Source organism: Caballeronia sp. GAWG1-5s-s (assembly GCF_023631445.1).
In the GTDB taxonomy this organism is placed as follows: domain Bacteria; phylum Pseudomonadota; class Gammaproteobacteria; order Burkholderiales; family Burkholderiaceae; genus Caballeronia.
The window spans coordinates 321,704-341,573 of record NZ_JALQDC010000022.1 but is presented as its reverse complement, the minus strand read 5'-3'; the positions used below and the strand labels follow the sequence as shown (position 1 = coordinate 341,573).

General features: G+C 64.1%; 20 protein-coding genes and 1 pseudogene. 5 read left to right on the top strand and 16 right to left on the bottom strand.

Annotated features, from left to right (window positions below):
- Positions 1-4: 4 nt before the first annotated feature.
- The 4 genes from NCR34_RS15880 to NCR34_RS15865 form a co-directional block, all read right to left on the bottom strand.
- Positions 5-394 carry an MAPEG family protein gene (locus NCR34_RS15880; protein WP_250500421.1) on the bottom strand — a complete coding sequence of 130 codons (390 nt, stop codon included), beginning with the start codon at positions 392-394 and terminating at the stop codon, positions 5-7.
- A 40-nt stretch (positions 395-434) separates the two neighbouring features.
- Positions 435-1,277 (bottom strand): metallophosphoesterase family protein, encoded by an 843-nt coding sequence (locus tag NCR34_RS15875; RefSeq protein ID WP_250500420.1) that lies wholly within the window; start codon positions 1,275-1,277, stop codon positions 435-437.
- Complete coding sequence (locus tag NCR34_RS15870) at positions 1,274-2,281, bottom strand: diacylglycerol/lipid kinase family protein (RefSeq protein WP_250500419.1); 1,008 nt, start codon at positions 2,279-2,281, stop codon at positions 1,274-1,276. The genes NCR34_RS15875 and NCR34_RS15870 overlap by 4 nt, the downstream gene beginning before the upstream one ends.
- 117 nt (positions 2,282-2,398) lie before the next feature.
- Positions 2,399-2,839 (bottom strand): CBS domain-containing protein, encoded by a 441-nt coding sequence (locus tag NCR34_RS15865; protein WP_175941349.1) that lies wholly within the window; start codon positions 2,837-2,839, stop codon positions 2,399-2,401.
- 293 nt (positions 2,840-3,132) lie between these two features.
- Between NCR34_RS15865 and NCR34_RS15860 the strand changes: the two genes are divergently transcribed.
- Complete coding sequence (locus tag NCR34_RS15860; protein ID WP_175941347.1) at positions 3,133-4,089, top strand: chemotaxis protein; 957 nt, start codon at positions 3,133-3,135, stop codon at positions 4,087-4,089.
- A gap of 121 nt (positions 4,090-4,210) precedes the next feature.
- Here the strand turns inward: NCR34_RS15860 and NCR34_RS15855 are convergent, their stop codons facing one another.
- From NCR34_RS15855 to NCR34_RS15845, 3 genes are all read right to left on the bottom strand, one after another.
- On the bottom strand, positions 4,211-4,486 hold the full coding sequence (locus tag NCR34_RS15855; RefSeq protein ID WP_244850042.1) for a hypothetical protein: 276 nt from the start codon (positions 4,484-4,486) through the stop codon (positions 4,211-4,213).
- Between the two features lie 295 nt (positions 4,487-4,781).
- A complete protein-coding gene (locus NCR34_RS15850; RefSeq protein ID WP_175941343.1) occupies positions 4,782-5,213 on the bottom strand; it encodes a response regulator in 432 nt (143 codons plus the stop codon).
- A 62-nt stretch (positions 5,214-5,275) separates the two neighbouring features.
- The gene (locus tag NCR34_RS15845; RefSeq protein ID WP_248322515.1) at positions 5,276-5,623 is read right to left on the bottom strand and encodes a hypothetical protein; all 348 of its coding nucleotides are present in this window, start codon (positions 5,621-5,623) and stop codon (positions 5,276-5,278) included.
- Between the two features lie 229 nt (positions 5,624-5,852).
- Between NCR34_RS15845 and NCR34_RS15840 the strand changes: the two are divergent.
- A pseudogene (locus NCR34_RS15840) lies at positions 5,853-6,873 on the top strand (transporter).
- 21 nt (positions 6,874-6,894) lie between these two features.
- On the opposite strand, the gene NCR34_RS15835 reads toward NCR34_RS15840, so the two are convergent.
- Entirely contained in the window at positions 6,895-7,362 is a 468-nt protein-coding gene (locus tag NCR34_RS15835; protein ID WP_175941336.1) for a nuclear transport factor 2 family protein, read from the bottom strand.
- Positions 7,363-7,455: 93 nt separating this feature from the next.
- On the opposite strand from NCR34_RS15835, the gene NCR34_RS15830 reads away from it, so the two are divergent.
- Positions 7,456-8,040 (top strand): TetR/AcrR family transcriptional regulator, encoded by a 585-nt coding sequence (locus NCR34_RS15830; RefSeq protein ID WP_250500418.1) that lies wholly within the window; start codon positions 7,456-7,458, stop codon positions 8,038-8,040.
- A gap of 10 nt (positions 8,041-8,050) precedes the next feature.
- On the opposite strand, the gene NCR34_RS15825 is transcribed toward NCR34_RS15830, so the two are convergent.
- The 4 genes from NCR34_RS15825 to NCR34_RS15810 are packed head-to-tail and all read right to left on the bottom strand — an operon-like array spanning position 8,051 to position 13,265.
- Entirely contained in the window at positions 8,051-9,382 is a 1,332-nt protein-coding gene (locus NCR34_RS15825; protein ID WP_250500417.1) for a TolC family outer membrane protein, read from the bottom strand.
- Positions 9,375-11,495, bottom strand: a complete 2,121-nt coding sequence (locus NCR34_RS15820) for a peptidase domain-containing ABC transporter (RefSeq protein ID WP_250500416.1) — start codon at positions 11,493-11,495, stop codon at positions 9,375-9,377. The genes NCR34_RS15825 and NCR34_RS15820 overlap by 8 nt, the downstream gene beginning before the upstream one ends.
- A gap of 1 nt (position 11,496) precedes the next feature.
- Positions 11,497-12,726 carry an HlyD family secretion protein gene (locus tag NCR34_RS15815; protein ID WP_250500415.1) on the bottom strand — a complete coding sequence of 410 codons (1,230 nt, stop codon included), beginning with the start codon at positions 12,724-12,726 and terminating at the stop codon, positions 11,497-11,499.
- Positions 12,727-12,767: 41 nt separating this feature from the next.
- On the bottom strand, positions 12,768-13,265 hold the full coding sequence (locus tag NCR34_RS15810) for a lysophospholipid acyltransferase family protein (RefSeq protein WP_250500414.1): 498 nt from the start codon (positions 13,263-13,265) through the stop codon (positions 12,768-12,770).
- A 39-nt stretch (positions 13,266-13,304) separates the two neighbouring features.
- Between NCR34_RS15810 and NCR34_RS15805 the strand changes: the two genes are divergently transcribed.
- Positions 13,305-13,979, top strand: a complete 675-nt coding sequence (locus tag NCR34_RS15805; RefSeq protein WP_250500413.1) for a hypothetical protein — start codon at positions 13,305-13,307, stop codon at positions 13,977-13,979.
- Between the two features lie 357 nt (positions 13,980-14,336).
- Positions 14,337-14,471, top strand: coding sequence for a hypothetical protein (locus tag NCR34_RS28030; protein ID WP_284506572.1), 135 nt, complete (start codon positions 14,337-14,339; stop codon positions 14,469-14,471).
- A 155-nt stretch (positions 14,472-14,626) separates the two neighbouring features.
- Here NCR34_RS28030 and NCR34_RS15800 read toward each other — a convergent pair whose 3' ends face one another.
- The 4 genes from NCR34_RS15800 to NCR34_RS15785 form a co-directional block, all read right to left on the bottom strand.
- Positions 14,627-15,145: a fimbrial protein gene (locus NCR34_RS15800; RefSeq protein WP_250500412.1), complete on the bottom strand. Its 519-nt coding sequence runs from the start codon at positions 15,143-15,145 to the stop codon at positions 14,627-14,629.
- A gap of 76 nt (positions 15,146-15,221) precedes the next feature.
- On the bottom strand, positions 15,222-16,304 hold the full coding sequence (locus tag NCR34_RS15795; RefSeq protein WP_250500411.1) for a fimbrial protein: 1,083 nt from the start codon (positions 16,302-16,304) through the stop codon (positions 15,222-15,224).
- Positions 16,305-16,338: 34 nt separating this feature from the next.
- Positions 16,339-18,930 carry a fimbria/pilus outer membrane usher protein gene (locus tag NCR34_RS15790; RefSeq protein WP_250500410.1) on the bottom strand — a complete coding sequence of 864 codons (2,592 nt, stop codon included), beginning with the start codon at positions 18,928-18,930 and terminating at the stop codon, positions 16,339-16,341.
- A 136-nt stretch (positions 18,931-19,066) separates the two neighbouring features.
- The gene (locus tag NCR34_RS15785; RefSeq protein WP_250500409.1) at positions 19,067-19,810 is read right to left on the bottom strand and encodes a fimbria/pilus periplasmic chaperone; all 744 of its coding nucleotides are present in this window, start codon (positions 19,808-19,810) and stop codon (positions 19,067-19,069) included.
- Positions 19,811-19,870 lie beyond the last annotated feature (60 nt).

Below are 19,870 nucleotides of genomic sequence, written 5' to 3'. Positions count from 1 at the left end.
CTCTCTAAATGATGGGAACGAGAATCTGAATGATGCCGACCACGGAAATGAGCCACGTGAGCGAGCGCAGGAACGGCACACCCGCGGCGTACAGTGGCACGTAGACCACCCGCGCGACGAAATACGCCAGCGCGCCGTAGTGCGTGAGCGGGTTCTCGCGCCCGGTCACGTGGACGATCAGCACGGCCACCGCAAAGACCGGCAGCGTCTCGAAGAGATTCGACTGCGCGCGCATCAGACGCGCGGTGAGCTTGCCGGGCGGCGGCGCGGGGCCGTCGCGCGGGCCGGTGTTGTATCGGATGCCGGTCTCGCGGTTGCGCAAGAGCGCCGGCAGCAGCACTTGCACGAGCGCGAGCACGAGCGTCCAGGCCAGCATCGTCAGTTCGAAACTCATGGCGTCTCCTGTCGGCCGTCTATTGTCTCAGGCGCGCGCTTCATTCGGCAGATGTCAGCGCCGCAGCCTGCGGCGCACTGTCGAGTGCGAGATCATGACTCGCGAGTTGTTCGAAGCGGCCGCTCGGCTCGGCGTAATCCCAGCGTTCCACGCGCGCGCGCCGCCCGGTCGCGTTGCACGCGTAGCGGATCACGTTCACGGAATTGCCGACGGTCGCCCGCGTGCGCGACGACAGCGCCGTGCCCGCCTGCACCGCCCACATGCGGCGCGGCAGGTCGGAGAACGTATCGTGCAGCGGCAGCACGTACGGCAGATGAACATGCCCGCCGAGAATCAGATCAGCGCCCGCGCGCGCCCAGCGCGGCACCGCGCGCTCGCGCCCGTGCAGCAGGTTCGTCTCGTCGCTCGCGCGCGAGACCGCCACCGGCTGATGCGTGACCACGACGCGCAACTGCGCCGCGCTCGCCGCCTCCAGGCGCGCCGCGACGCGCCGGATCTGCGGCATCGACACTTCGCCGTCCTTGTGGCGATACGGCCGCGTCGTGTTGACGCCGAGCACGAGCACATCGCGCGATTCGAACGACGGCTCCAGTTCCGCGCCGAACGCGCGTTGATGGTTCGCGTAGGGGCGCACGAGCCGCGTGAACACATCGTAGAGCGGAATATCGTGATTGCCCGGCACGATCACGGCGGGCGTCGCGCCGAACGTATTCATGAAGGCGCGCGCCTCGTCGAACTGATAGCGGCGCGCCCGCTGCGTGATATCGCCCGACAGAATCACGACATCGGGCGGCACCGCTTCGGCAAGACGCAGCAGCGCCGCGACGACTTTGGGCCGCTCGGTGCCGAAATGCGGATCGGAGATATGCAGCAATACGGTCATGAGCGATTGGCTTCGGCCACGTCGGGCTCGGGCTTGAGCAACAGCAGCGGCCGTTCGGACACGCGGAATTCGAGGGGCATGTCGAGCCACGCAATCTCGCCGTCGGTCGCGGCTTTCACGCGGCGTCTGCCCGTCGACCGCATGCCACGCGACGGCCGCGTCACCGTGATCTTGTCGAACGTGAAGCTCTCGACGTGATCCGAATCGGCGAGACGTCCCGCCGCGCCGCGCAGCGACAGCAGCAGATGCGCGAGCCGCCCGATCGGTCGCGGCGCAATCGCGACGAGCAAGCCCTGTTCCACTGCGCGGGCCTCGGCCATGCCGATCTGTTCGAGCTGGAGCCGGTTGTTGCCGACGAAGAGCGTCGACGAACGCACTTCGCGCGTGCGTCCCTCATGCTCGATATGCAGCCTCAGATGGCGATGCCGCCGCAACAGCGTGAAAAGCGCCGACCACAGCGCGACGAGCCGGCTGCGGCCGAACTGTCGCTTGTAGGCTTCGCGGTCTTCGAGCAGTTTCGGATACAGCCCGAGACTCGCGTTGACGATGAACATGCGGTCGTTCACGTACCCGACTTGGGCCGGATAGGCGCGCGCGTCGAGCAGCAGTTTCGTGGATGCGTCCAGATCGGCGGGAATGCCGTGATCGCGGCTGAAGTAGTTGAAGGTGCCGCGGGGCAGCACGCCGAACGGCACGTCCGCTTTCAGCGCCGCTTCGGCGACCGTGCAGAGCGTGCCGTCGCCGCCCGCGCCGACGAGCACGCCGCGTTGCGCGCGGGCCTGCTCGGCGGCCTCGCGCGCGGCGGCGGCGAGACGCCGGGGCTTGTCGACCACGCGCAGGTCGAAGCGCCGCCCTGCCGCGCCGAATTCGCGCGCCAAAGCCGCGCGCGTTTCGTCGGCCTGCCTGCGCCCGGAACCGGCGTTCATCACGATGAAAAACGGCGCGTCGGGCGCGAGCGCGCGGGCGGCGGCCGACGCATCGGCCAAAGGTGCGGACACGGTCATCGGCTGCGCTCCTTGCGGTTCGTCGCATGATTGCGTGCGCCGAGACGCATCGAAGCGGCCGGCGAGCGTGCCGATTATAACGAAAGCCTTACAACGGGAGCGTGCGCTGCCTGATGCTTACGTGTGCTCGCCCCGAATGTAGTACTCGAGTTGCTGAATGGTGAACTGCTGCTCGGAGATGATGTTCTTGACCAGATCGCCGATGGAGATCATGCCGACGAGCTTGCCGTTGTCGATCACCGGCAAATGGCGCATGCGCTTGTCGGTCATGAGCGCCATGCAGTCGTCGGTGGTCTGGTCGGGCCGCACGTAGCGCACGTGCGAAGTCATGATGTCGCGCACCGGCGTGTCTTTCGAGGAGCGGTCCATGAGCACGACTTTGCGCGCATAGTCGCGCTCGGTCATGATGCCGACGATTTCGTCGCCGCGCGTGACGATCACCGCGCCGATGTGCTTGTCCGCCATCAGCTTGATCGCGTCGAAGACCGGCGCCGTGTCCGCGATCGTATAGACCGTCTGTTCGGGTTTCGAGCTCAGAACCTTTGCGACTGTTGCCATCGACCGCCTCCGTCTGACTTGCGCGCCGTTCGCCGTCCGCGTGGTGGACGGTCAGGCGCGCTGCGTTGTATCCGGAACACGTTGCTGCGCTGTATGAGCGTAAGGCTTCCGTCCGATGCATTCATCGGCATTAACCCGACCATTCGCGAAGAGTATAGGACACGCATCGCTGTGGCACCTGTGCTTTCCCTGCCTTCAGTTTCGCCGATTCCTGCCGCTAATCAGGCAACGCGCGGAAATTCCGTCTTCCGCCAGGACTACGCGGCGCAAGCGCCCACACCACAGGAGAAGCAGTGAGCAATTCACAACAGGATATCGAGCAGCGCGTGCGGCTCGCGGGCAGCAACATGTTCGAGTTGCTTCTCTTCAAGCTGGGCGAGGCGCCGGACTCGGAGCAGCGCGAACTGTACGGCATCAACGTGTTCAAGGTGCGCGAGATTCTCGCGATGCCGACGATCACCGCCGTCGCCGGTTCCAGCGAGGAGATTCTCGGCGTCGCGGACATTCGCGGGCAGATCATTCCGGTGATCGACCTCGCGCGCATCACCGGCTGCCGCCCGAAGAACGGCCCCAAGATTCTGCTTGTGACCGAGTTCGCGCGCACGACGCAGGGCTTCGCGGTCGAGGAAGTCGACGATATCGTGCGGCTGGAGTGGAATCAGGTGTTGTCGGCGGAGTCGCATTCGAGCGGACGCACGGTGACGAGCTTCGCGCGCCTCGATGGCAACGTCGACGGATCGCGGCTCGCGCAGGTGCTCGATGTCGAGCGCATCGTGCGGGACGTGCTGCCGGGTCAGGAATCGGACATCACGGAAGCGCGCACCGGCCGTCTGCAACTGAAGCCGGGCGCGCGCGTGCTGGCGGCGGACGATTCGGGCGTCGCGCGGGCGCTGATCGAACAGAGCTTGACCGCGATGGGCGTGCCCTTCGTCATGACGAAGACGGGTCAGGAAGCGTGGGATGTGCTCGAAGCCGCGCTGCACAAGGCGCAGAAGCACGGCACCGAGGTCTCGGACGAGATCGCGCTCGTGCTCACCGATCTCGAAATGCCCGAGATGGACGGCTTCACGCTCACGCGCCGAATCAAGGCGGACAGCGGCTTGCAGCACATTCCGGTGGTGATTCACTCGTCGCTGTCGGGATCGGCGAACGAGCAGCACGTACGCAAGGTCGGCGCGAACGCGTACGTCTCGAAGTTCGAGGCGTCGGAACTCGCCAGCGTGATGCGCGGCGCGATCGTCAACGCGTGAATCGGCGGCGCAAAAGCATCGGCGCCCGGAGCGGAGAGACCTTGTGAGTCTGCCGCGCCGGGCGCCGAATGGGTCGCTTCAGTCTTGAGAGCCGGCGGATAAGCCGGCCAGACCGGTTCGATTAGTGACCGAAAAAGACCGAGTTGGTGCTGTTTGCTGCTTGCGTGCGGGCGCCGGACTGAGCCAGCGAGTCACGCGAACCACCGTAGGCGTTAGCATCGACGCCGTGTGCGTGCTCTTCAGCAGCGATCGCTTGGGCGCTCGGGCCTTGTTGCGACGTCGGAGCGCCGGCAGCCGGGCGATAGAACGGAGCCGGGCCGTAGCCGCTTGCGAAAGCGGGCGCAGCGAGGGTGGCGGAAGCGGCGATAAGAAGGGTAGCGAGAAGATTGCGTTTCATGGTGATCTCCAAAGACGGTTGACGTTCAATCAGAAAGCGCCGCAGCGGTCTTGCGAGAAACTGTCTGCTACGTCGATGGAAAGCAGTGTATACCCCTACTATCGTTTTTTTATCCCGATATATTTCAATACACTTTTCATCCAGCGCCAACAATCGCTGGCCGCACGGGTGTGCGAAATGGCTTAGAGCCGCGCTGCGTAAGGCGCTGAGCGCGACGGGCGTCGACCAAGCTGTTCGCTAGGGACAGAACAATCTCGTGCCGATCGGCGTCGTCTAAGGCCGATTCGGGACGTTATCAGTGGACGAGACGCTGCATCAGGTGGACGAGCGTCGCGGGAGAATTGCCCTTCTGGCAGTACGCGTCGAAGCCGGCGTGCAGCCCTTTCGTGCGCACCAGCTCCTCGCCGAGCGCCGTAAACGCGATGATGCCCGCGTCGCGCGTGCGGGCGATGCGCCGCAGGACACGCGCGGTCGCGAAACCGTCGTGCTCCGGCATGCTGATATCGAGAATGACGATGTGCGGCACCCAGCCGTCGACCGCATGCAGCGCGTCGACGCCGGACAAGGCGACTCGCGTCTCGAATCCGTCGGCAGTGAGGGCCGCGGCGAGCGCCTCGGCGCTGGAAGCGTTGTCATCGACGACGAGAATTCGCCAGCACGGGAGATCGACGTCGATACTGCGGTTGGTCCAGAGAGCGCATTGGGGCGAATGCAAATTCACGGGCATGGCAAGTCGCGATATTCATCTGACCGCCGTACCGCACGAATCGCGCCCGGTCGGGCGACCCGTCATGCGCCCGCTTCGCGCTTGCCCTTGCGCCGTTTCGCGGCGCTCTCTTCGCTCTCGCGCAGCCGCGCATTCGCCTGAACGAGCGAGGCGGCGTCGCGCTGCCGCAGCGCCAGGTCGAGCTCGCCGAGCGCGGCCACGAGCGCATCGCGGTCGGCCTGTTCGCATGCCGGTTCGCCGCCGGCCGCCACGCGCCGCGCTTCCTTGTCGAGCCGCTTGAAGAGCTTCGCGCCGAACCGCGTGTCGAGCGCGCCGTCGCGCGCGAGGCCGGATATCACCGAGGCGAGGCGTATCAGTCCCGCCGCGGTGGTTTGCGTCGCGCCATCCAGATCGTCACGGTCATCATCCACAACCCTTCTCCCCAAGTTTGACAGTCGGCGCGCGCCGGGTCCGGCGTCTCGTCGCGTGTCCGGTCATCATACGCTGTCAATATGACAATCATTCTTACATTCGGCGACACGAATGCCGCGATTGTTTCCACGAGCGATGAGCGCCAAACCTGCGTCGCCAGCACCGAGCGGTGGCACACTAGCGCCTGACGAAGCAAGCCGCCAGTCTTCGACCGCACATAACGACCGCATGAAAACCGCTATCCCGCAAACATCGCTCTACGGTTCCGACTTCACCGGCCTCGTCTGCGGCTTCCGTTTTCGCGTCGATCAACCGGGCGAGCCCATCGATTCGGAGCAGGCGAGCGACTGGGTCAGCCGCGACGACACGGCCAAAGAGTTCCTCTGGCTGCACTTCGATCTCGCCAACAGCGCATGCGAGCGCTGGATCAAAACGCGGCTCGGCTTGCCCGACGCGTTCTTCGACACGCTGCACGAGGGCTCGCATTCGACGCGCATCGAGCATCAGGAAGGCGCGTTGTTCGCGGTCATCAACGACGTCATGTTCAATTTCGAGCTGACGCCTTCGGAAATCGCGACGCTCTGGGTGTACACGCATCAGAAGCTGCTCGTCACGGCGCGCATGAAGCCGCTACGTTCCATCGATTCGTTGCGCGAGTCGGTGCGGCGCGGCGAAGTGTTCCGCTCGCCAGCGGAACTGCTCGCGCATCTGCTGCGCGACCAGGCGGATCTGCTCGTGCATATCGTGCGGCGGACGAGCGCGGAAGTGGACGGCATCGAAGATCGCTTTCTGTCGACGCACGCGTCCACGACCCGCTCCGATCTCGGCGCGCAGCGGCGCGTGCTCGTGAGGCTGCAACGGCTGCTCGCGCCCGAACCGGGCTCGGTGTTCCGGCTGCTCGCGCCCGCCGCGCTGGCTGCACGCGCAGGACATCCAGGACCTGCGCGACGCGACCGAGGAATTCTCGCTCGTCCTCAACGACCTCGCCGGGCTCGTCGAGCGCATCAAGCTGCTACAGGAAGAAATCGCGACGCGCATGGACGAGCAGAGCAACCGCACGCTTTTCACGCTGACGCTCGTGACCGTGCTCGCGCTGCCGATCAATATCGTGGCCGGTTTCTTCGGCATGAACGTCGGCGGCATACCGCTCGCCGAGAATCATCACGGCTTCTGGCTGCTCGTGGCGATCGTCGCGAGCTTCACCGTGCTCGCCGGATGTTGGGCGTTCCGCCGGCGGCGCGATATGTGAGCGTCGCTCGCCTCTTTTCGGCTAAAGCCCGAGATCGCTCAGTCCCGGGTGATCGTCGGGGCGACGCCCGAGCGGCCAGTGATACTTGCGCTCGGATTCTTTGATCGGCAGATCGTTGATCGACGCATGCCGATGCGTCATGAGCCCGGCCTCGTTGAACTGCCAGTTCTCGTTGCCATAGCTGCGGTGCCAGTTGCCCGAATCGTCATGCCATTCATACGCGAAGCGCACGGCGATGCGGTTTCCGGTGAACGCCCATAGCTCCTTGATGAGCCGATAATCGAGCTCTCGCACCCACTTGCGATGCAGAAACGCCTCGACTTCCGCGCGTCCGTTGACGAACTCCGCGCGGTTGCGCCAGCGCGTGTCCTCGGTGTACGCAAGCGCGACGCGCTTCGGATCGCGCGTGTTCCAGCCGTCTTCGGCGAGACGAACCTTCAGGGCGGCGGTTTCAGCGTCGAACGGCGGGAGAGGCGGTCTGGTTTCCATGGCATGTCCTGTTGACGTTGCGCGTGGTAGACAGGGTTGTCTACCTGAAGCGCACTCTAGCGCAGGTAGACAGACCTGTCTACAATTGGCTGCATGAACATGATCGCCTCCCCTGCCGACTCGACCGAGCTTCCACCGGATGCCCGCATTCTGCGCACCGCGCACGACCTCTTCTACCGCGACGGCATCCGCGCAACGGGAATCGACCGCGTGATCGCCGAATCGGGCGTGGCGAAGAAAACGTTCTATCGATACTTCGCGAGCAAGGACGACCTCATCGTCGCGTTTCTCGAATACCGGCACGACAACTGGATGACGTGGTTCCGCGACGGCCTTTCGCGTCACGGCGGCACACTCTCGGCGCTCGTACCGACGCTCGCGGAATGGTTCGGCGGCGAGGCGTATCGCGGTTGCGCGTTCATCAATTCGGTGGTCGAAGTCGGGGGCATGCTGCCGCAGGCCGTCGAGATCGCGCGGCGGCACAAGCGCGACATGACCGCCGCGATTCGCGCGCTGATGCCGCCGTCACGCACCGCGAAGGCCGACGCGCAGGCGCTCGCGCTCGCCGTAGATGGCGCGATCGTCGCGGCGCAATTCGCCGACGCCCCCGCCGATGCGTTGAAAGCCCTCGCGCGTGTTGTCCGCGCGGTGAAGCGCGCGGCAGCGAGCGCGGAGTGACGGGCGACGTCTAGCGCGCGTCCGCGCTCGACGTCTGCAATGCGCAGCAGAGCTTGCCGTTCAGGTCCGCGATGTCGTCGGTGCTCAAGGTAGCGACGTCCGCCTTCAACTGCAGGAACGCGACGACCGCCGCATAGCGCGAGCGCAGCAGATCGCGGCGGGCGGTGTACAGCGCGTCGATGGCGCGTAGCACGTCGTTGCCCGTGCGGCTTCCGATCTTGAAACCGACTTCCGTGGCACTGAGCGTATCGCGGGCGCTTTCCACGAGATGCGAGAGCGCATCCGTCCGCTGGCGTTCGCGCACGTATTTGGCAAAGTTGTCGCGGGCGGAAGCCTCTGCCTGATTCGAAGCAAGCTCGTAGCCCTCTTTGGCCTTGTCTTCAAGCGCTAGCGACTGCTTCATGCGCGCCTGAATCTCGCCGCCGGAATACAGCGGAATCTGGATTTGCAGCATGCCGGTCGTGGTGGTCGTCGGGCGCGAATAACCGGAGGCAGCGCCGGCGGGCGTATAACTGCCCGTCACGCTGACAACCGGATAATGCGCCGCCCGAGCCTTCGCCGAATCGAACTTCGCGATTTCCCAGCCGAGTTGCTTCGACTGCACCTCGTAGCCGCGGGCCTTCGCTTGGTCGACCCACGATTCCTCGCCTCCCGCGAGCGTCGGCAAGGCCGTTCCCGCCGGCAACGGGGCGAGCGCCGCGAACGGCCGCCCGGTCACCTGCTGCAACGCGCGGCGCTTCGCGCTGAGTTCTTCACGCGCATCGCCCTGTTGCAGTTGCGCCTGCTCGCGCGCGGTGTCGGCTTCGCGCTGGTCGATGAGCGTCACCTCCCCCACGGCGCGCTTTCGACGCACCTGTTCCAGTTGCGTGTCGATGGCGGCGAGGTACTCCGTGCTCCGTCTCACTTCGTCCTCGGCCGCAAGCTCGTCGAAATACGCGCGCACGGCCCGCAGAATCGACGCCTGCTGTGCGCCGGCGAAATCCACCGCGCCCTGTGCGACGACGAAATCCGCCTGCCGGTAAGCGGTCCACTTGCTCCAGTCGAAGAGCGGCTGCGTCATGGTCACCGTCCAGCCGTTCTGCCAATACTTCTGGCGCGGAAACCCATCCATGTCGATGCGGTTGTATGACCTTCCCCACCCGCCCGCGATCTGCGGCAATAGCGCCGCCCGAGCGATGGGCACCGCCTGCTTCGCGGCTTCATACGCGGCCTGCGCCTGACCGAGTTCCGCGTCGTGATCGAGCGCCTGTTGCACGATCGCGACGAGATCGTCCGCCCGCGCGGCATCGGCAAAGACGAGCGCGCACGCCAGCGCGGCCAGCGAAATGCGTCGCTTAAGCATGGAGCGTCTCGCCTGCCGTGGCCGTGCTCGATGCATCGCTCTCCGGCACCAGCGCGCCGGCCGCGAACCGATAACGCGTGTCGAACGCGGTAGCGAGCGACATGTCATGCGTGATTACGACGACCGTGCGATCGAGATTGCGCAGCAGCGACGCGATGCGCCGCACGGACGCCGGATCGAGATTCGAAGTCGGTTCGTCCAGCAGCAGCAGTTCGCGCTGCTGATACAGCGCGCGCGCGAGCAACAGCCGCTGGCGCTGACCGGCCGAGATATTCGCGATCGTGTCGCTGATGACGGTGCGCGTGCGCATCGGCAAACGCATGATGTCGTCGAGGAGGCCGACGTCGGCGAGAATCGCGTGGATGCGGTCTTCGTCGGTCTCGGCAGCGAACAGCGTCACGTTATCCGCAATGGAGCCGTGCAAAATGATGTCGCCCTGCCGCATGTGCGCCTGATGGCGGCGGATCTCATCGACCGTCAGGTTCGGCCATGCGATGCCATTGAGCGCAATATGTCCATGCTGGAGCGGTTCCGCCGCCGACAGCAGCTTGAACAGCGTGGACTTGCCGCTGCCCGAAGGACCGGTGATCGCGATCTTCTCGCCCCGGCGGATATGGATGCTTGCGCTCCTGAGAATCGGCTCGTCGGAAATGCCGTAGCTAAACGTCACGTCGCGCACTTCGATATCGTTGAAGGACCGAACTTCGGTGGCGCGCTGCGTATCGGCGAGCGGCGTATAACGTTCGTTCTCGCTTTCCACGATATCGTCGACGCGCGCAGTGGGCACGCTCAGCATGAAGTACTGGAACGTGGCGTTGATCCCGCTCGCGAGCCGCTCGGACATGAGCGACTTGTAGATCAGGAACGAATAGAACACGCCGACCGACACCTTCCCGCCGAGCATCAGCCGCGCGGCCAGCCACGTGATGACGATGGTATCGGCGTAAGTCACGAGCTTCAGCAAGCCGTCGCGCGTGCACGTTAGACGGCTGCTCTTGAGAAGCGCCGCCGCATACGCCTTGTAGATCGTCATGTAGATGGCGGTGCGCCGCGTCTCGCCTTGCGCCAGCTTCAGCAGCGAGGCGGCGCGAATGGTTTCGATCAGCGAGTCGTCGCAACGCGCGGATGTTTCCAGCACCAGTGCATGGTTGTCGCGCATGGCCGCGAACATGCTGACCGCCAGCCCAACGTAGACGGCGAAAATCAGCAATGCCACGCCGGCCAGCTGACGGCTCTGTATCAGCATCAGCACGAGCGCGAGCGCGCCGACCGTCAGGTCGATGAAAAGCGACACCGTGGTGCGCGTGGTGAACACGCTGATCTCGTCCTGCGCCTTCACGCGCGCGAAGACATCGCCGACGTGGCGCTTTTCGAACCACGGCATCGGATTGCGCAGCAAATGCCCGAGCAGGCCCTCGGTCGAGTTGATCTGCGTGATGTTGTAGAGCAACTCGGTGAGGTACTTCTGGACGAATTCGCTGAGCGCCCCCAGCAAGAAGATGCTGGCGAAGGTGGCGACGAGCACGTTCAGCAGATTGCGGTTGTCCGCCGCCACCACGTAGTCGAGCACGAGGTTGCCGAAGTACGGCGCGGCGAGAATGGCGAACTGGCTGCCGAGCGCGACGAACACGATCTTGCCGATCTGCGCCTTCATCTGCGGACTGAGGGCCCGCACGCGCTTGAGCGCCGCAGGCACGCGCGACTTTGCGCGAATACGCGGCATCTGCGGCGTGGGCGCGAATTCGAGCAGAAAGCCCGAGACGGCGGAGCGGAACGTGTCCATCGACACGCGGCGGCGACCCGTGGCGGGATCGATCACGCGGACATAGCCGTGCCCCGCTTTCTCGAACACGACGAAGTGAGCGCCGCCGAAATGCAAGATAGAGCCCTTCTTGACCGCGGAGAGGTCCGATGCATCGAAACGATACGCCTGCACGGCAAGCCCGAAGTCGATGGCGACATCGTACAGGTCCATCAGCGACAGGCCATTGGCCGAGATCGGTTTGTACGCAGACAGCTCGCGCACTTCGGTCGCGCGGCCGAGATGGGACAGCACCATCGCCAGACACGCATAGCCACATTCGGCGACTTCGTTTTGATAGATAACGCGCACATCAACCTCTCAGCATTCTGAACAGCGGCGCCAGCACCCACTCAGCAATCGTCCGGCGCTCGACGACGATGCTGGCCGTCGCGCGCATGCCCGGAAGAATCTTGAAGTGCTGCCCGTCGAAATCGAAGGTATTGCCGCGCAGCGTCGCCCAGGCCAGATAGTCGCCGTCGGACTCCTTCGTGGTTTGCGTCTCTTCGGACGGGTCGGGCGCGCCGGGCGTGCCGGGCGGCGCGACCGGGCTCGCGGGCAGCACGGTGGTCCCGGAAATGGAATCGATGCGCGCCTCGTATGTCCCGAACTTCGCGTACGGAAACGCATCGAACTTGAGGCGCACGATCTGGCCTTCGCGCACGAAGCCGCGTCGGCGCGAAGGAATGCTCAACGCCACGCGCAGCGGACCGCTCTCTTGGTTGGAAATCACCATCGCGACATCGCCCGTCGCGAGCATGCGGCCCGCCACCAGACTGGAAAACGTGACGACGCCGCCCTTCGGCGCAGACACCGTCGAGTCCTGACGCTCGCGCTCGAAACGTGCACGGACGTCCTGCACGTCGCGTGCATGGCGTGCATCGAGTTCGCGCAACTGCGCTTCCAGATCGGTCTGGCTGCTGGTCGACGCGCCCAGCTCGCCCGCCAGTTGCTGCCTGCGCGCGATGCTCTGCGCGACCGTCACCTTGCCCTGATGCACATCGGCGCGAGCCTGTTCGAGCTTGTCCGCCGTCACGTACTCGGAGACTGAACTGAGGCGCGCGAGCCGTTGCTCGAATTCGCCGACGAGCTGGGTGTTTTGCGCAATCTGGGCATCGAGCGAGCCGAGTTCCGCGCGCTTGCTGGCTTCGCTCAGCCGCGCCGTCTCGCGCTGCGCATTCAATTGAACCCGGCGCTCGCTGTACTGCTCGTCGATCGAGCGGATCTGGTCGTCGCGCATCTTTTCGTCGAAGGTTTGCCGACGCAGGCCGTCCGTGGTCAGCGAAAAGTCTCGCTGGAGACGGAACAGCGGCGTGCCCGGATCGACATGCTCCGATGGCCGCGCGTAGATCGCCGACACGAGCCCCGCCAGTCCCTGAACCTTGACCTCGGTTGCGGACACGACCTCACCGGTCACGTCCTGCTTGAGCTCGACCTCATGCACGAAACCGAAGGCAACCGCGACGAGGGTGAAGATCGAGGTGGCGTACGCTATCCAGCACCACGGGACATCTTTAAATTCGGGAATATCGGTCGGTTGCATGAATGGTTGCGTGTAATACGATGCCGGTTCGCGTGCAGCGTCTATCGCGAGGGCGCGAATGCGTACATGGCGGGATGGCCAGCCGGGAGCCACTGCTCGTAGTTGTCGGCGAGCGCCGTTTCGATATAGCCGGCGAGACGCTGCGGCGATTCGGGCGCGTCGAGCGGAAGAGGATCGAACAGACGCGCCTCGAAGCGCCCACGCGCGAACCGAAGATAGAACGGCAACAGCACCGCGCCGAACGTCTCACCCATGCGAAACACGCCGTTGTGTATGCGGGCGCTCTTGCCGAACATGGTGACTTCCACGGTCTCCATCGGGTAGCGGTGCATGGTGAACGGCGGCACGTCGCTGAACAGCACCGCCACGCCGTCGCGCTTGAGCGAGCGCGCCACGCGCACGCCGAGCCCGTTGCGGTTCGCGTCGCCATAGGTGTAAAGCACCTTGATGCCGGGAATGAGCGCGTGGTCGTCGCCGTATTGATTCCGCGGCACGCCGGAGACCACGGACATCGACTGCAAGCCCAGCAGCGCCGCCATGCGCTCGACGATATAAATATTCGCGTATTGCGATACGAAGTGGAACGGCGAGATGAATACCGGCCGCTCTGGCGCTTCGCGTTTGAGCTTTTCAACGGCACTCACCAAGATCTTGGCGATGGCATCCAGATCTGCCCACGCTTCGCGCTTGCGAATATCGCGGCCGAAATAAATGCGCTGATCGATGAGTTTCTCGACCTGCGCGCCGAAGCACGCCCGGTTCGCGCGGCCTGGTGGCAGACGAAGAACCGCGCTTCCAATTTCAGCGCGAATGCGGCCATTGGCTCGGCAAGTCGCGTCGAACAGGCTACGCACGCGCCACGACAAACGCGCAAGCATTTCGACCGAACGCATGGGAATGCGGCCGACGATAAACCGCCGCATGCGATGCTTTCGCAAGGCAAGCCATTTTTTCAGCGCGGGACGCAAAGCAGGCATGAAGAACTCTTTCTCAAACACGGCGGGGCGGGTCCGCGGCCCTGCCCCGCTCTGGCTGTCCCTCGCCGATACGGCTCGGGCGAGGAAACAGCCGGTTATGCGAAGCGCAGCGACTTACCTACCCTGGATGTAGATCACCACCGTCGTGTTCGCCGACGAGCGGCTGCTTGCCTTGTGGCAACCGCCAGCCAGCGATGCTTGAGCCAGTGCGTTACGTTCGATTTTCTGCATTTCAACTCCTCCTGCAAATTGCTAAATATGCGTGGTCCGAACTGAACCCGGTCCACGCGATCATCTGCCCTTCCTGCTTCCGGGCTTCATCAGGAAATGTTTAATATTCCTGAACGACGGATCTTAGATAGTTCGCGTATGCCGGTAAACCACGAAAACTCTGAAAGAAGCGACAAGAGGCAATTCCAGTCCATAAATCGTTTGGGAATGGCAGCTTATTAATCGACTCGTAAGCGAAGCGACGCGATATCCATGTGAACTCGCAGATTGATCGGGCATATGACTGTTCAACGGCAGCAAACAAGCGTCACGTGAACGCCCAAAAGAAAAAGGCCATCCTCGACCGAGGATGGCCTTCTTTACTGAGCCGACGATCAGTGCGTGCTCACTCCGATAGCGAGCGTGGCTTTGTCATTCGGGTTGTCGTTCGCCCCGCCGCCGCCCCCGCTCGATGCCCCCGCAATCGAAATCCTGACGTTCGTGGTGGATGACGCGCTGCTCGATGCCTTGGCGGCGCCGCCCGCCACATCGCTGTAATTCAAGCCGTTTCGGTCAATTCTTTGCATTTCAGTTTCTCTAGGTTCCAACATACATGGGACGATGACGCCGTTGGCGCGTCAACGTCCCGATTTTCCGCGCAGACCCGGCGCAACACTATAGGGTCTCGCGCGGATATTCTGCAATCCTGCTGATCAGTTATAGGCGAAGTTGACGGTGGCCGTGGCGGACACGGTGCCGCCTGTCATGGCACCGAGGCGATAGAACTGGGCCACCATCGGAATCGTCAGGGTGTTGGTCGCACCGACCGTTCCTATGTTCAGAGACGAGTTGAGCGTGATCGGCGAGCCGGTCGTATCGCCGGCGTTGACGGCCTTCAGCAGCTGCACGCCGACTTGCCCGGCCGTGCCCGTATTCTTGAGCACGCTTTGCACCGTATCGGAGGTTCCGTTGACCGTCATCGCCACGTTCGTGTTCGGTGCGCAGCTGTTCAGCGTGATGTTGAAGGCCGTCGGGTTCTTCGTGTTGCCCACGGCGGCGAAGTCCGTCGTCCTCGCGGTGCCGAGCGCAATCGTTTGATTGACCGAGTTCGAATCCACGGTACAGGTCGGCAGAATAATGGTGCCGGTGAATGTCAGCGTTGCATCGGCCGCGAACGCCGACGCAGCACTCGTCAGCCCAAGCGCCACGAGCCCGATTTTCAGTTTCTTCATTTTTGCTTCTCCTTGATCTCTGTTGCTGGCCGCTCGACGGCGATAGGGACACCCGCCCATGCCGCCGCCGAACGGATCACTGGTACAGCACGGTCATCGTCATGGTCGCGTTCGCGGGACCGGCGCCGAGCGCGCCTGTGCGGTAATAGCGCGCTTGCATCGGTATCGTGTAGTTGCCGCCGTTCGTACTGTCGAAGCCGTTCAGCGTCATATACGTGCCATACGGAAACACTGCGCCCGTCTGGTCGTAGAGCTGAATGCCGACGCCCGCCGCGCTCGGCGACCCGCTCAACGAGGCGACGTTGCTATAACCCGACACCAGTCCGTTCGACGGATCGATCCTGTACTGGATGCTGTGAATCTGCCCCGCCAACGTTCCGCTCACCGCCGTTCCGCCCGGGCAGTTATTCATGCTCAGGTTGAACGACGACACCTTGTTCGGCGCCGGCCCGATGTTCGGCAGGTCCGCCGGTCCCTGAATGCCCATGGGCACCGTGACATCGGGCGTCTGGCACGTCAGCACGGTAATGACCACCGGCGTGATATAGAAGTTGATGACACCGGCCGACGGCACGTCGCCCGCGGGCGGCGGCGTCAGCGTTTGCCACGAGAACGCCTGCGCGACCATGCCGTTTACGGTGCCCGGCGTGATGTCGCCGATCTTGACCAGCGCGACGATCAACTGTCCGCCGTTGTAGATCGTGCCGTTCGTATTCCACTGACGCCCGAGCTTCGAGAACGTGCGCGGCCCGGCGGGCAGGCTGTTCGGAATGACATAGCCGCCCATTGCGATGCCCACGACCGGCACGTTGGTCGGATACACCTCGAATTCGACGCCCTGGTAGTTGGCCGTGTACACCGTCGGCCCGCCTGTGGTGATGCCTGCCGTTTCGAAGTCGGTCCCCGTATAGACCTGCCCTGTGACGATGCAGGTCCAATAGTCGTTCTTCGAGGCGGAAAGCGACCATGCCGTCAGAATCGATCCATTCGGCAAGTCGCGCGCCACCGCCACCGACGGCGGCAGCGTCAACGTGAACGAACTGTAGTTGACCGTGCAGTTCGCCGTCGCCCATGCGGACGACGGCACGAACACCAGTGCAGCGATCCAGCACAACACACACCGCAGCAGTCCGGCTGCAAGCCGATCCATGAATTTCATTTTGATTTCCTGATTCAATGAATGTGAACGGCGCTCACTGACAGACAGCGTCCGATATGCTGATGGAGTTCGGCTTCGAGGCATCCGTCACCGCGGGCAACTGATAGCGCACCGCGCAACGCTGCTCGGGTGCTTCGCCCCACTTCACGTTCAGCGTGCCGGCGTCGGCCTTCAGCCCGGTCGCAATGATGCGGCTGCCCTGCGCCACCGTGCCGACGCTGCGATTCTCGGCGTCGAACACTTCCGAGCCGAACGGCAGCGGCTTGCCATCCGCCTGCGAGACGCGCATCACCGCCGGCTTGCCCATGTTCTCCGTCTCGAACTTGAGGCGCACTACCGCGCCCGCAGTCGGCGCCGTGCGCTGCACGGTCGACTTCAGCGCGATGTTGATCGGCAAGCCCTTCGGGTCCAGCTCGATGTCGTTGTTCGAATACGGCTGCATGCCGGAGACGACAGCGTGTCCCCACCGGTCCACGCGCAAGCCCGCGCCGTTAGCGAGGCGCGCGCCGGCCGCGTCGCTTGCTTCGACCACCGCGACCGTATCGCCCATGTTCGGCGTGAACGCGACGCCGTCGCGCCATGCCACGACCCCGCCCGACATGCCCGCACCGACCTGCGAGAAGTTGCGGCCCGTGCTCGCGTTCGCGGTAAGCATCGCAAACGGCGCGACATAACCGACGTTGCCGCCCGCGCTCGCCGAACTGCTCGCGTGGCTGCCGCCGTCGTTGAAGTTCGCGTTGATGCCGTAGCTGAATGCGTTGTCGACCCCGAGCGTACCCGTGACCGATTGCTGAATGGTCGAGCTGCCGTCGCTGCTGTCGTGCTGGAAGTTGGTCGTCGACTGCGGCGCGTGCGCCCCGAATCCGAGCGGGATGGACATGTTCAGCATGATGCGGTTGTCCCACCGGGCCGTATTCACCTGGAACTGCCGCACGAACGACGCGCCGTAGGTCATGCGCTTCCAGCTGTTGGTGTAGCCGATTTGCAGCTGCGTATCGTGACTGGAGCGGTTCCAGTACGTCTGGAACGAACCCATCGCATACAGCGAGCCGTAGCGCGCGCCCTCGCCGATGCTCTGATTCAGCGTGAACTGCACGCGCGACTTTTGCAGCGCGGTCATGAGACCGAGTTGATGCTCTGCGTTCAGCTGACGCATCATCACCGCATCGGGCAGCGAGAAGAAGCCGCTCGTCGAATAGCGATACGCGGCAATCGCGATATTCGTATTCGTCGGCTCGAACAGGCGCGAATAGCTGAGCCGCACGCTCGCGCCGTTGCGCGTGCCGTAGCCCTTGAAGCTCGCGCTTGCCTGCGTCACGTCGAGACCGAACGCGCCGACGCTCGTATTGAGCGCGGTGCCGATCATCGTCGAGAAGTACATGTCCGCCGCGCTCACGCCGCCGTACAGCGTCACCAGATTGCTGATGCCCCGCTGCAGCGTGAACTGCGACACGAACGGATGAATATTGATGTTCGGATCGCGATACTCGCCGATGCTCGCGCTATAACGCGTGACGCCCGGCCGCAGCGCATTCACCGCCGCCGCATAGGGAACCGTCGAGATGTGCTGCGTGCCGTCGGCCTCGGTGACGATCACATCGAGATTGCCGCCATAGCCCGTCGGATACAGGTCGTCGATCTCGAACGCGCCCGGCGCGACCGTCGTCTCGTAGATGATGTTGCCGTTCTGCCGGACCTGCACGCGGGCATTGCTATTGGCGATGCCATGCACCACCGGCGCGTAGCCGCGCTGCGACTCCGGGAACATGCGGTCGTCGGTGCCGAGCGTGGCGCCGCGCAAGCCGAAGCTGTCGAACAGCGCGCCGTCCGTGAACGTGTCGCCGACCGTGAACTGGCTCTTGATGTCCTTGAACGCACGCTGCGCATAGGTCTGCACGCTTTGATAATGCGAGCCGCCGATGCTGTTGTGCGTAACGTTGCCCTGATAGCGGAAGCGCCACGGACCGACGTTGATGCCGCCGATCAGCCCGAGGTAAGCCGAGTTGTTGTCGTAGCCGCCGGCGGAACTGTGATACACGTTCGCGTTGTACTGGAACGTGCCCGCGTTGATGCCATCGTCCCAATACTTCGGATCGACATAGCCGCGCGCCCTGCTGTTCATCGCGATTTGCGGCACGCTCACATCGAGGCGCTGCTCGCCGCCGTCGAACGTGGCGATCGCGCCCGGGATCAACTCAGGCAGCGTCAGGCACGCATTGCCGGCCGCTTCGAGCTTCGCGGCGGCTTCGGGCGAGAGCTTGCGCAAATCGACACCGAAGCGTTCGAGCAGATCCGCCGTCACGCACGGTTGCACGACGCCGGGATGCTCCGCGGAGTCGCGCACATCGACGCTGAACTTGCCGCGCCATACGTTGTTGACGTAAGTATCGGCGCGATACGTGCCCGGCAGGACCGGCTGTCCGTGATTGAAGCGTGAGATGTCCAGCTTCTGGCTCCCGCCGGAATCGAGAAACTGCTCGTTGAATTCGACGGCTGCGGGCTGCGCAGAAGCGTCCGCCCACGCGTGGGCGCTCACGCCCATTGCGGCCAACGCCTGGAGCGTGAACAGCGTGACAGGTCTTAAACGCGCGCCGGACAGGTGGGCGCTGCAGTAGTGCGTTTTCATTCAGGTATCCGAAGTGTTCGGGCAAAGCCAGTCCCCGGCATGCCAGGCGGGCATGCACGCTAGTTCATCTTTACGGGGTCATTGCGGCGCGCGCGCCGCGCGGCGGTCGGCTCGCGCTGGTCGGCGATGCCGCCGGTCAGGGCGCGAGCGTGGCGTCACCGGCCTGCGGTCCGCCGTAGTCGTTGATCGCGGTATAACGCACCTTCGCGCCGGCTGCGGGAAGCTCGCCCTTGAGCGGGAACGCGCGGCTCTGGCCCGGTCCGACCATGCCGCCGTCGGTGAATTGCGCCGTATGCACGCCATCCGTGAGGTCGATGCGGTCGAACGATACGTGGTACTGCGTGGGGTTATCGGCCACCAGCGTGTTCTTGCCGCCTTCGCGCTTCAGATGCCACACGATGGCTTCGGGCGCGTCGCTCGCCTGCCCCTTCAGCCCCGTCGGGCGATAGAAGAACTTGACGCGCGTGCGGAACGCGAGTTGCAGCTGATTGGCGCTGGCTTCATCGCCTGTCGGCTTGGGCGGCACTTCCAGCACGTTCAGATAGAGGACGGATTCGGCGTCGCCGGGAAGCGGCTCGCCGGTCGACATGATGCGCAGCGTTTGCGACTTGCCCGGATCGATACGCATCATCGGCGGGGTGATGGTGAACGGCACGTCGATCGTATCCGGCTTGGCGTCGGCATCGCCCTTGTCGATCCAGACCTTCGTGAGACCGGGGAGCTTGCCGTTGTTGGTCAGCTTGACGGTAACTTCTGAATCGCTCTGGTTGTACACCACGCGCGTACCGGCGATGACCACCGAAGCACGGGCCTGCGGGGCGAAGCCCTGGATCGCGGCGAGGAGCACCGCGACGGATGCGAGTCGGCTAAACAGTTTCATAGTGACGAAGAAGCGCCCAAGCGAAGCACGATATCAAGGAGAGGCGGGCTTGCGCCCGCC